The 12696-nt window shown below is 39.0% G+C and carries 13 protein-coding genes; 3 read left to right on the forward strand and 10 right to left on the reverse strand.

The window, feature by feature from the left end:
• Positions 1-80: 80 nt before the first annotated feature.
• From CWD91_RS14920 to CWD91_RS14930, 4 genes are all read right to left on the reverse strand, one after another.
• On the reverse strand, positions 81-1019 hold the full coding sequence (locus tag CWD91_RS14920) for a 3-keto-disaccharide hydrolase (RefSeq protein ID WP_103441772.1): 939 nt from the start codon (positions 1017-1019) through the stop codon (positions 81-83).
• A gap of 234 nt (positions 1020-1253) precedes the next feature.
• Complete coding sequence (locus CWD91_RS22890; RefSeq protein WP_205164646.1) at positions 1254-1697, reverse strand: hypothetical protein; 444 nt, start codon at positions 1695-1697, stop codon at positions 1254-1256.
• A gap of 21 nt (positions 1698-1718) precedes the next feature.
• A complete protein-coding gene (locus tag CWD91_RS22895) occupies positions 1719-2303 on the reverse strand; it encodes an alpha/beta hydrolase (protein ID WP_205164647.1) in 585 nt (194 codons plus the stop codon).
• A gap of 100 nt (positions 2304-2403) precedes the next feature.
• On the reverse strand, positions 2404-3162 hold the full coding sequence (locus tag CWD91_RS14930; RefSeq protein WP_103441773.1) for a hypothetical protein: 759 nt from the start codon (positions 3160-3162) through the stop codon (positions 2404-2406).
• A 531-nt stretch (positions 3163-3693) separates the two neighbouring features.
• On the opposite strand from CWD91_RS14930, the gene CWD91_RS14935 reads away from it, so the two are divergent.
• Complete coding sequence (locus tag CWD91_RS14935; RefSeq protein WP_103441774.1) at positions 3694-5124, forward strand: GH39 family glycosyl hydrolase; 1431 nt, start codon at positions 3694-3696, stop codon at positions 5122-5124.
• A 219-nt stretch (positions 5125-5343) separates the two neighbouring features.
• Positions 5344-6498, forward strand: coding sequence for a glycosyl hydrolase family 28-related protein (locus CWD91_RS14940; protein WP_103441775.1), 1155 nt, complete (start codon positions 5344-5346; stop codon positions 6496-6498).
• Between the two features lie 505 nt (positions 6499-7003).
• On the opposite strand, the gene CWD91_RS14945 is transcribed toward CWD91_RS14940, so the two are convergent.
• Genes CWD91_RS14945 through CWD91_RS14960 form a run of 4 tightly spaced genes read right to left on the reverse strand, consistent with a single transcriptional unit; the run spans position 7004 to position 8646 of the window.
• On the reverse strand, positions 7004-7351 hold the full coding sequence (locus CWD91_RS14945) for a nuclear transport factor 2 family protein (protein ID WP_103441776.1): 348 nt from the start codon (positions 7349-7351) through the stop codon (positions 7004-7006).
• A 38-nt stretch (positions 7352-7389) separates the two neighbouring features.
• Positions 7390-7815, reverse strand: a complete 426-nt coding sequence (locus tag CWD91_RS14950; RefSeq protein WP_103441777.1) for a VOC family protein — start codon at positions 7813-7815, stop codon at positions 7390-7392.
• A 1-nt stretch (position 7816) separates the two neighbouring features.
• Positions 7817-8323 carry an SRPBCC family protein gene (locus CWD91_RS14955; protein ID WP_103441778.1) on the reverse strand — a complete coding sequence of 169 codons (507 nt, stop codon included), beginning with the start codon at positions 8321-8323 and terminating at the stop codon, positions 7817-7819.
• Positions 8320-8646, reverse strand: a complete 327-nt coding sequence (locus CWD91_RS14960) for an ArsR/SmtB family transcription factor (protein ID WP_103441779.1) — start codon at positions 8644-8646, stop codon at positions 8320-8322. Before CWD91_RS14960 ends, CWD91_RS14955 begins: the two co-directional genes overlap by 4 nt.
• 430 nt (positions 8647-9076) lie before the next feature.
• On the opposite strand from CWD91_RS14960, the gene CWD91_RS14965 reads away from it, so the two are divergent.
• Entirely contained in the window at positions 9077-10885 is a 1809-nt protein-coding gene (locus CWD91_RS14965; RefSeq protein WP_103441780.1) for a class I adenylate-forming enzyme family protein, read from the forward strand.
• 244 nt (positions 10886-11129) lie between these two features.
• Here CWD91_RS14965 and CWD91_RS14970 read toward each other — a convergent pair whose 3' ends face one another.
• Complete coding sequence (locus tag CWD91_RS14970) at positions 11130-11711, reverse strand: dihydrofolate reductase family protein (RefSeq protein ID WP_103441781.1); 582 nt, start codon at positions 11709-11711, stop codon at positions 11130-11132.
• 93 nt (positions 11712-11804) lie between these two features.
• Complete coding sequence (locus CWD91_RS14975) at positions 11805-12668, reverse strand: NHL repeat-containing protein (RefSeq protein WP_103441782.1); 864 nt, start codon at positions 12666-12668, stop codon at positions 11805-11807.
• Between the last annotated feature and the right edge of the window lie 28 nt (positions 12669-12696).

Below are 12696 nucleotides of genomic sequence, written 5' to 3' on the forward strand. Positions count from 1 at the left end.
CAGCACTAAACTTTGATCAAGCACATACTACCGCATTATTTTTATACACTGTTGGTAGTAGTGTTTTTTATTCAGGCTTTTTACTCTATAGTCACAAGTTTTGCTGGCATCTTATTAATCTTTTTAAGCCTGATGTCCTTATAGTATACTTCGGCCCCTTCCGATTGAAGTCCTATCTTTCCGTATCCAACAGGGCTTTTATCGCTCGTTTTTTTTGAGTTAAATAATCTCATTACAACAGTGCCATTGACCATGTGTATACTTGAATCTCCAAAGCAGATTAAGTCAATGTCATTCCACTCTCCATACTTATTTTCTTTGTCTGAGTCCTTTGCCACATACATTTTTGCATAACTATCATTAAAATCGTCTACTGGTTCTACTAGTCGATCATCCTTAAATAATTTAGTTCCATAGTAGGTTCGAAGCGCTGAATTTTTATCATATTGATAGAAAATACCATCCATAGGTTTGCTCGGAACATCCATTACTATGTCACCTATTGCAATATAATCTCCCATGTTTTCTTCCTGAATTTGCATTTCATGCGAATTCATCCAGGCATAAGAAGACCCAGGTTCCCCAAATCCATGATATAGCAAACCACTATCCCTGATTTCTTTTTCTTTCGGTACGTGTTTGTCCTTGCCCCATTTAACTTTCAGTTTCAGATGATAGTTGCCAAAATCCTGCTCGGTAGACATCATTCCAAAAGCGGTCCCTGAGATGCGTATTACATTACCATCCTCCAGTTGGACTACTTTAATTACGTCCTGCTTAGGATTATTCAAGCCCAAATAACCCTCTTGGGTTTTGTCAAAACCAGAAAAAGGACTATTGAAATAGGTATTCCAGCCAGTTAAGTCTTTACCGTTCCAGATTGAAACCCATTCATCTTCGGCATCTGTCAATTCTGTTTTTTCGGATGCAGTTACTTTTGATTTGTTTGAATTTTTGCATCCGATAAATAGTATCGAAGCGAAAAATATTGAGACTACTAAAAATTTAATCTGTTTCATTCATTTTTAATTTATTTCCCTTACTCTATTCAGTTTTAACCTTCCCTATTATTAATCATTAAGTTTGTTTCTTCGGTTGTGTTGGATTACTGCTAACGGTTCGCGTATGATTAGTTGCGGCTAAATCCGACGGGATTTTCACTCTGGTATTAAAGATAATTGATTGTGAGGATTTCCATTTCGGAAATCGGATAACACTTAATTATACACTTCTTTGTTGTAGCATGTTTTGCTTCATTTAAATTTTAGGTAGGTGTTAAAGAATGGAAGCATATCATTCATAAACCTTCCATCCTCAGTATAGATTTTATCCAAATGAGAACCATTATATTCTTCTGCAAAATGATTGATGCCAAATTCATCCAATTTTTCGCTAAAAGTTCTACTTGTCGGTGGGATATGAGTGAAAAAATCATCCCTTCCCCAATCCAATTTTATAGCTTTTAGACTTTTCAATTGAGCTACATAATCTTTAATCATCTCATTGGGTAAGTTTTTATTCCATAAGTTCATAACCTCTAAATTGACAACCAAACTATCTCCGTTATATGTAAAAGGTAAGTCAGCATAGAAAGGAGGGTTGTTCGCGTTTGGAGAAAAGGCACGCCCAATAGCTACCACGGCATTGGCATTTAAATAATTAAAGCCGGTAATTAGTGTGTCACGTGTTTTAATCATTTGGGCTTGCCTATAAGCCATTCATTCTGCTCCATAATCTTTTTCCAAGGCTAGAACATAAGGCGATAAGGCATATACACTGGCAAAGACATCTGGAAAGAGCATTCCAAGTTTAATAGCCCCGTGTCCCCCCATTGAGTGACCTGCTATTCCACGACTTTCTCTATTCGGAAGGGTCCTATACTTTTGATCTATATAGTTCACCAATTCTTTCGAGGTAAAATCGGACCAATTTCCAGTCAAAGAAGAATTGGTATAAAAGCTTCCCCTGTACAATGTGAATTGGTCACACATAACAAATAGTAAGGGCCTGATTTTCCCTTCGGCAATCGCTTTCGTCAGCATTTTATCAATTTTGTTTTCAGCGATAAGAGAACTATCTGATTGCGTGATTCCATGCAGATAATAAATGACGGGGTATTTATCAGTTGATGAATCATAACCTGGAGGGATATAAACGCTAACCCTCCTTGTTGCTGCCTCGCCACCGATGTTTTCTAAAACAGCTGAATATAATTGATCGGAGACAAATTTTCCTTCCATACTTTGTCCCCTAGCCAATAAGGTCATATGGATAACAAAAAATACTATTAAATATTTTTTCATAATATTCTGGTTTAGTAAATCAAGTTACAATGTGCTACAACGGTTAGATAAGATGCGTTTCAATGCAATTTTTCTTTTGTTAGCCTTATAATCTTTATGGTCATGGTACTCCAAACAGCTTTGTAGCCAACTCTATCCACCAGTTCGCTCCCCAGATAAAATGGGCAGAAACAATCCATACCACTAGCAGCCCTAACCCAATCAAATAGGCACGGTGAGGCAATCCTCGTGTATAGACATCATAGACAATAGCTGGTGTGATAAGCACAAGCATGTATAAATGCCGGGCATCTATAGGAATTAGACCAAAGTCTGGAAGAACTTTCGAAACCATAATTAAACGGCCTATTCCTGGGACCATTAAAACAGCAGTCGCAAGCATCATCATTCTCTTGTGAGTTTCACTGTCCTTGTGTCTTGATACAATTGCACAAACATAAAAAAATGGAAAGAACAGGTAGCTTACTCCATGAATGAGCAGCAACCCGGAATAATCAATAAGAAATTCTTTAGTGTTACTATTTGATAATTCCAAGCCTCCATTAATGTTGGTAATATCAATTCCAAACATTGATATTAGTATAGATGCGGCCAAAACCATAGAGGCAATACCTAGTTTCTTATGAAGAGCATAGTTTTTGGATTTAATCAGTATGGACTGTATGCAAAGCAACAGTAGCCATAAAATCATTGAAGCAGCATGAATATGAAGAATCAACGGAGGTATCGGGACTTGACCTGTTTTTATATTGGTTATCAGATTTATTGAGGTCGGAGTAAATGCGGCTATGCTTGTTATCAAGAAAATGAAGGCTGTAAGAATATAAATACTACCAAAGGGGCTTAAAGGAATTTTCATTATTGATATTTAGAATATTTAGATTCATGTTATTGTCATCAAACAATTCACCGGTGGTCCTTTTTATAATTACCTTAGCCTTCTTTCAAATAAAGCTTGTCTGAGGTGGAATTTATCCATATGTGACAACTTTATTCATATGTTCTTATATTAATTACGGCTAACAATTCGATATAGGTATTAACTATATATACCCATTTTAAAACTACAATCCCACTAGACCGTTCCTAAGTACCCATTGCTGTCCTGTTAATCCAATAAAATTTTGCTGCAAAGAGGGGGGAGTACTACAACCAAGTGATTGTTACTATACTTCTAAGATAACAAATATTGGTATTGGTATTTGCTTAATCGATAAAATAATGCTTTGTTTGCTGTATGGTAACTTTTCATTGACTATCAATTGGTTGTTAATTACCGTTGTTTTGGAATCTGACAATTCAATGCGATTATTAAAAAAGTATAGCCAAGTCATTTTCATTATACATCATAAATTTGGATACTTTCACCCTAATAGCGAACCAAAAACCCATGAAAACAAACAATTGTATTACTTCAGCATTCATTGGTATTTTTTTATTTTTAGGAATACTATCTGGAAATGCTCTGCTGGCCCAAGACAACGACACTACAAAATTGCCAGAGTTTACTGTAGATGTATCCAAAACCATGGGCGGTTTCAAGCCATTGAACGGGGTTAACGGCGGTCCGAGAGTTAGATTGGGAAATGCATTTGACAATAGTGAATATTTCAAAACCTTCGGCCCTCCACAGGTACGCCTTCACGATACAAGATATTCCGATGAAGAAACGGTTGATATCCACACCATCTTTCCAAACTTTGACGCCGATGAAAATGACCCGGCAAACTATCATTTTCAAACGACGGACATTTATATAAAGTCGATCTTGGATCTGGGCGCAAAAGTAATATTTAGGTTGGGAGAAAGTATTGAGCATGGGGAACCCAAATTTTACATCCATCCTCCGGCAGATTTTGAAAAATGGGCGCGCATTTGTTCCCGGATAGTGCAGCATTATAATATGGGCTGGGCCGAAGGTTTTAATTGGGATATTCAATATTGGGAAGTTTGGAATGAGCCGGACATCGCAGATTGCTGGTCAGGAACTCAAGAACAGTATCTTCAATTATATGAAATAACGGCCAAGACCCTAAAAAAACTCGATGCCAACCTAAAAGTTGGAGGACCTACAATCGCCTTTAACATGGACAGTGAACTTGGCGAGGCTTTCCTTAAACATTGCAAAAAAACCAATTCCCCTTTAGACTTTGTTTCCTATCATATCTATAGTAAAAGTACGGACGACTTCATGAAAAGAATTGAAATATCCAACGCTATCATAAGGAAACATGGATTTAAGGATACCGAAATCAGTCTGTCCGAATGGAATTACATACCATACTGGCCCGATGGCAAAAACAGGGCGGAATCACGGGATGTATTTGCCCAAACCACTGGCGCCCCTGGCTCAGCCTTTACCGTCGCAGTTTTATCCTATATGCAGGATACAGAATTGGATATGGCACAATACTATTCCGCTTTTGGGACCATTTTTCGTATTGGGCTTTTTGATGAAACAGGAATACCCAAAAAAGCAATTCATGCGTTGGAGGCCTATCATAAAATGGTACAATTGGGCACACGGGTTTTTACTTCAGGAAATAAACAGGAAACGGGTGTTTCTATTATTGCATCTACCGATTTGGGTGAAGGAAAAACGGCAGTTTTAATAAGCAATTTTGAAGATGATGCTTCGCGCTACAAACTTCGGATCAAGAATGTTCCCTTTAAAAACGAATTAAAGTGTAGCGAATATGTATTGGACGATAATCACAATTTGGACCTGAATCGCGAACAAATATTGAGCAGCAAAGATTTCAGCCTCATGGTGGACCTGCCCAAATCAACGGTTAGATTACTTCTTTTTGAAGCTATGTAGGAGTATTTAAAATACAATAAAACTAAAATGGAACGATTGCTTTACTCACTAAGTGAGATTTGAATACTCCGACGCTTGCCCGTCCGTTCTGTTCAGGCGGGCGTCGAAACGTTATTGTTGGTTTCCTTCCGATGCCGCATGGGCCTGCCTTTGTCGGTAGACAGGCTTGCTTTGAGGTAATTGACCTAACCGTTGACATATTTATAATAAACACCACAGATGATGGGTAAAATAGGATATCGTATAAAAAATGGACCAGAATGGTTAAATCTTAAATTAGTCGCGCTCTCATGTTTAATTCTGATTTCAGCCTGTAGGGAAAAGGAGGAACCATATGATGGCAATCAGGGGGAACGGCCCAATAAGGAGAAAAACAGCCAAATCCAAAATACAACTACTAGACACTCCCGGACTTTCAATGTGTTGGATTTTGGGGCAGTGGGCGATGATAATACGGATAATACTGTGGCATTTTCGGCTTGCCTAAAGGCTGTAGTTGAGGCAGGAGGTGGACGTATGTACTTGCCGGACGGGGTATATCGCGGTAGAATCCTAATTCCAGCTGTTTCACAACCTATACCGAGCTGGATTACGATTGTAATTGAAGGTGAAAGCGAGCCTACACCTGTGTTTGGAACCATTGGGGCCTTCCCATTGCTTAATAATGGCACCGTCGTAAAAAGTCTCGCTCCCACGGGAGCTGCCGTCATCACTGCCAACAGCTCGTCCAATTCCCTATATGAAAAATTTTCAGGGGTCAATGTGATCATCAAAAATTTAGATGTTAGGACCTATGATAATCCAGGCATCGGTGGAATCGATTTACAATACGCCCTTCAATGCAAGATAGAGAATGTGTTTATTAATACTGGCGTGTACAGTGTGCAGGCTTCCAAGCCAAGCCATATGACAAATGGCCTAATTACACCTGCGTGTAATAATGCTGCCTTAACCATACTGAGAAACGTGGTGGTGACCGGATACCACACTGGTATTTTGGTGAATGAACATACAGACGGAGACAATATTAACCTGGCCGCTAACACCAATGGATTGGAATTCGTCTTCGCCCATCATGCCTCCAGATTTGGCCGAGTAGGGGCACAACGTTGTACCAATGCGGTTACGGTGACGGGAAAGCACGGCTTTTCAATAGAACAACTGGATATGGAGATAGCAGGGAAGGACCAGACCAACAGCCAGAACCAATGGCAGGCAACAGAATTTAACATCAACGACCCTAAAAATCTTGGCACAGCCAATATCAACTATTGGGTTGTTGAGGGAAATGTGGGTGCAACCGAAAAATTTACACGTAAGGGTGGAGCTTCCATCCAGGCTCGGCGTATTGGTTCGGCCCTAACAACCCATTGACCGAAGTGTACAAAAGGGAAGAGAGTCAGTGTACATTGCGAGCAAGTATAGCCTTTTAAAAATCGAGATACAGTTTAAGCTTCCGTTTATATGGACAGGCAGATAGGGGGGAAGGGGTGCACGCTTGTACTTTAGTTTGATTTGGGTTTGGCTGCGATAAGTCTACTAGACAGGCTCATACAGATGGTTATCGGGAGCCACCTCATTTTAAGGATATAAGGGTCCAATACCTCTCGACTGCGCTCGAGGAGACAGAAATCTTAATTTTAATTAATAATCTATCTATTTGAGTTCTATCAGTTTCTAATGGTTAAAGAGTAGTTTATTGTAAGGTTGTCCGGTCGAGCACAGTCGAGACCTCAATTAATGATAAAAGTGTCCAACATTTCGACTCCGCGGGTCTGCCGTAAAGGCAGGTCTGTCTGCCGACAAGGCAGGCCTACCTCCCGGTAGGCAGGCTCAGGAACCGGCCTATTTTTATTGTTGTTCGCCTATCGTTGTTTTTCTACTTTCCTGGAATGCAATAAGATGTTATGTTTTGGATTTTATTATTGCCATTAAATTCATATACGTCACAAGCAGAAACAAATGATACACGTTGACCGTCCCTTAAAAATTCTGCTGTTCCACTAATTACAACTTTATTTTCGTCAGTAATGATGTTTAATGTTTTGAAGGCAGTAGTTACCGATTTAAAGTACTTACCAACTTGTTCGCAGTTGTCTATAATTGCTTGTTTTCCTGTAAAGGTATTTTCCTCCACAACTGTCCATACAGCGTTGTCAGCAATGAAGTCATATGTTTTTACAAATTCTCCGTTTGAAAATGATTTTGCTATTTCTACCTTAGTCATTTTGTCAATGGTTGCAGTATTATTAATTAATATTGTCCTTAAGCATTTTCAAGAGCTTTTATATCAAACTTTTTCATTTCCATAAATACTTCCATAACCTTTTGTGCCCTATTTGGGTCGCTCAAAAGCTTTGGAAGAACTGTAGGTACAATTTGCCAAGATATACCAAACTTGTCTTTTAGCCAACCACATTTGCCTTCTTGCCCACCATCAGCGATTAAAGTGCTCCAATAGTAGTCAATTTCTTCTTGTGTTTCACTGTCTACTACAAAAGAAACAGCTTCGTTGAACGTAAAGTTTGGCCCACCATTAAGTCCCATAAACTTTTTGCCGTCCAATTCAAACGTAACGACCATTTGATTGTCTGAGGTTATTTTTGAGTTCTTGAAAATTGAGCAGTAGAACTTTGCTGCTTCTTGGGCTTGACCATCAAACCACAGGCAAGGATAAATTTTGCTAGACATTTTAATTGTTTTTTAAGGAATTTAAAAGATTATCTAGGTCGTTAAGTGTCATCGTGAAACCTTCTTTGAAACCCATTTGAATTATTTGTTCCAAGTCTGAAAGGGAATTATGATGTATCTCAATGCTTACTTTGGTCAATTCTTTGGTTTCATCAAAGTTCAAGCTCCATTTGGAACTTGGAAATGTGGTGTTAATGTTTGCATTTTCGTCAGCAAAGGCATCTACGAATTTGAAATTAGTTTTTGGCGAAATGTAAGTATAGTCTTGGATAGACCAATGTTCTTGTCCTTCTGGACTAACCATTGCATAAAACCTGCGGCCGCCTTCCTTAAACTCCATTGACTTTGTTCGTGATTGCCAAGGTTTTGGCGCCCACCATTGGTCAAGGATTTCTTGTTTAGTGAATGCGTCCCAAACCAAGGTTAGTTCAGCATCAAATTCTCTGTTTACAAATACCGTATTTGTGGTTTTGTCAACGGTAAAGTCAAATAACAAATTGTTTTTCATTTTTTTTGTTTTTTAATAGTTGATAAAACATTGTCCAATTGATTGAATTTGGTTTCCCAAATCTTTTTGAATTGTTCCAACCATTTGTCAATTTCTTTCATTTTTTCTATTCTAATTTGATAGAAAATTTCTCGTCCTTGTTGATTTGATTTTATGAGTTCGCACTCATTTAAAATTTGAATGTGTTTGGAGATCGTAGGTCTGGCAGTATCAAAATTAGCAGCAATCTCCCCAGCTGTCATAGTTTGAGTGGAAAGCAATACCAGTATGGCACGTCTTGTTGGGTCTGCTATTGCTTGAAAAATATCACGTCTCAATTTCATTACGAAGCTATTTGACTACAAATATATATGAAGTCATTTAACTACGCAAATAGTTTTAGAAAATTTTTAAAAATTTTTGAAGGAGATGTGCCAATGTTTTGGCGTCGTTCATTGACCACTAAAATGCTGTATAGCATGGTGCTCCCTTCTACTGCTGGCTCTTTGAAACTCAGGTACACCATTCCTTAGTTTCGGCCCTGATCGGTTTTATTCATCGGCTGGTCTATTGATTTTTAATGGTATTCATGAATGCTACGCATTTGGGCGATGCAAAAAATGTACAACTACCCGGTTGAACAGTATGTATAACTTAAGGCCTATCCCCGGTAGGCTGGTATTTCTGCCATAACAGTTGCAGCCTTTGTCAGTTTTTTTTTATGTACATTTATGTATCGTTTGTACATTATTTTGAATTATTGATGTTCTAAATATGATTTTCTTTTTAGCACTCGGTTTTGGTATCCTATCCTATTTGATCTTTATAATATTTCGAATTGGGCTGCAAAAAAGGATTGCCTTGGTGTTAAGCAAAATTTCTCTGGAAGAAGTTCAATTTAGAGCTGAAAAAAAATATGGAGAAAGACCCTTATTTACTTGCGATAAACCAGCTAAATGGGAAATACCAATCCATAGGGAAAAATATCCCGATCCCTTGGCCTGGAGTGCCAGTCGCTTGAAGGCCACAGCAGGTCTAATAGGAGCAATGCTACAGACAAAGTTGGAATTGAATTATGGTGAGAGGGTTGCTGTTTATAAGGAAAACCACTTGGATATCCATATTTTAATTATGGGCATTATGAGGGCAGGAGGTATTGCATGTCCCGTTCACGGTAAATTTGCATCGAACCTTATTGGCCCCTATCTTTCCAATATTGGGGCAACAGTACTTATTACAGATCTGCCTAATTTTTTCAGATTTTATAAAGAAGGCCATTTTGGAAAAGTAACGACTGTCCTATTGGTAAATGAAAAATCTGATATGGATGAAAAGTCATTGGCAATCTACGCCGAGATTTTGGAAAAATTGCCAATGCTTAATATCTGGTTTTTTAAAGACGCTATAGCAGGTGTGATTACTGAAGCGGAGTTGATAAGAAGAGGTAAAAATGACCCCGTTTATCTTGTCCATACTTCTGGGACTACGGGAATACCAAAATCTGTCATACTCAGAAACGGACCACAATCATTTGCTATAAAGGGTTGGCTTTGTTATGTACACCTTTCCAGAAGAAGGGATAAGGGGTACATGGCCGTACCTAACAATCATCAAGCGGTAATTTTGACCTTTAACGCCAGCTTGCTTTTAGGGCTCCCCTGTCATTGGAGTAGTTATCATGATGCTGAAAGTTTTGATGCCACCACAACAATTGCAAAGCTCGAAAAGGGTGGGTTTACCGGTTTTTTCGGATTCCCCAATACCTACACCCAGCTCAAGGAGTTAAACCTTGCCAATTACGATTTATCCAAGATGCGCGTTTGGGCTTCTACTGCGGATGCAAGCCACGAAGTCATTATATCCCGTTTTCTACACCAAGGATCTGTTTTTAAAAATTTGGGTATTCCCATAAAAGGGGCTGTATTCTTGGATGCCCAGGGATCAAGTGAGGTTGGTACACCTTCTGTACTGAGGTACTATACCAAGTTTACCAGGAAGTACAATAGGCGTATTGGTAGACCTGGTTCCACTCCCTTGGGACCCTCCATTCGTATTGCCAATATAAAGGGAGAACTGGTGGAAAAAGAAGAAGTTGGAAGACTTGAGGTAAAAGGAAAAACGGTTTTTAATGCCTATTGGAATGATCACGACCTAACAATTAAAAGCTTTCATGATAAGTGGTTTTTTACAGGGGACGTGGCCAGAATTGGTAAGGATGGCCATATTGTGCAGTTAGACAGGGAGGTGGATGTAATACACACCAAGAATTTTCCTGTCTATAGCTTATTAATTGAAGAAATCCTGCACAAGCATGAAGCTGTATTTGATATTTGTGTGTATGGTTTTTCACAAAAAGACGGAAGTCAATTACCTGCCGCAGTAGTTGCTTTACGGACTGGTTACGGGTATACCGAAGAAGTGCTGTTGGAAGCCTTGAACAGCCTTCTTTCGTTAGATCAAAAACTAATTTCCCTTGAAATACTTCCCTGGCTTCAATTTCCCTTTGGAGTAACTGGAAAAACACTAAAAAGAACTTTGAGGGAAAGAAGTAAGGAGAGGGTTAAACAACTGATAAATGCCTAAATATTAATATTTTTTATAATCTTTCCTACATTTCATCCTCAAGGGGTAACTATTTCTAAATGTAAAAACCAAGCATTTGAGGGCATGGTTCATTCCAAATGGGTGCGTAATAAGAAGGACGGGGTTTAAAGGAATTTATAAGCTTTTTAGATTTAGAGGGATGAGGCTTTTGAATTGTTAGGCCCGCCCGACCTGGAAGGGAACGCCCAAAGGAATTGGCCAGATATTTCACTTTAGGTACTTGTTAGGGTCTGTCCACTACATAATTCAGTTCTGTTACTCCGCAATTAAATTGGTGGGTGGTCAGTAATTTTAGTTTTGTTTTGTCCATGATACCCTTGAACAGCGGAATGCCCTGTCCAAGAATAATAGGGTTGACAAATAGCCAGTAGCCGTCTATTAAGTTCTGTTGTATAAGTGAATGTGTTGCCGTTGGGCTCCCAAATAGCAAGATGTCCTCACCTCCGCCTTGGCCGGATTGTTTTAATTCCTTTATACTGTCCGACAGCTTGTCGCCAATAATTTGTGTATTGGGCAAATTTGCCCCTATCATTGTTTTGGATAAAACAACTTTGTGGACTTTGGCATACCACTTGGAATGTTCTATGTCGTGCTTGGTAGCCTTGGGCTTGTCCGCTGCGGTTGGCCAGTAATTTTCCATCATCTGATAGGTTACCCGTCCATATAATGCCGTGTCGCCCTTGCTTATGCGCTTCCCTACATGATCAAAAATTTCTTCGTTAATTTTGATCCAGTCCATTTCCCCTTTAGGTCCTGCTACAAAACCGTCCAGCGATATGTGCATAAAGGATATTATTTTTCTCATAAAGGTCTGTTTTTAAGTATCGTCCCTGGTTTGTTACTGTCTTTTTACAATGAAGATATGGGATTGGCTAATCTACATCTCAACACCGTTTTGTTAATCTCCATAGATTTTTCTTGCTCCAAATGCGTCTATTTTAACTACTCTTGTTTTATTATTTTCGGAAAACTCCATTATCCATTGAGTGCCATCCGGGGCTATCAATCCCCCACAGGGCGACCAACCCGATTCTGATTCGAATACCGTTGTGATCTTACCATCAGCATCTATCTTCTTAATCTTACTTGCTCCATAGACAGCTACATACACATTTATATCCTTATCTGTCCAGATCCCAAATATGTAATGACGGTCTGCTACACCTTCAAAAGGCGGTTTGGTTTCCTTTAGATCATCGGCAATAAGGGTTACGTTTCCAGATGGCGATACTTTTTTTATTTCCAGCTTATCCACCACATACAGATTTTTATCATTTTTTGAAAAGTGCGTCCAGCGAATATCTTTAAAATGATGTTTTGTGAATTTTGAATTCTGACCATTACTGGTCTCCCTCATCAGAATTTGATAATCCCCCGACTTTTTTTCCCAATAGGAATTACCTTCCATATCCCTGACCAATGTATCGTTGTCGAGAAACCCTTCAACATCAGGAATTGATTTTTCTAGTACACCATCCTTGCTCAAACACCAAACATAATTGCCCCACTTGTCAGTGGCTTCCCCTTCATACCATTCGTGCTCTCCGTAAAGATCACCGTTAACATCAAGATAAAGCTCATGCGTATGGACATTTCTTACTGCTATGGACCGCTCACCGTCCGGGGATATTTTCCAAACATGGGTCAGGTCAGTGTAGAATACATTGCCGTTACCGTCCATTACAATACCAACTCCCGGGTGGGCTTCCGCTATGGAGGGACACAAGAAATAACAGAAAAGAATAATTATAAACCTATTCATTTTAGTTCATTTTAAGATGTATTGATCT

The organism is Arenibacter hampyeongensis (assembly GCF_002909255.1).
Lineage (GTDB): Bacteria > Bacteroidota > Bacteroidia > Flavobacteriales > Flavobacteriaceae > Arenibacter > Arenibacter hampyeongensis.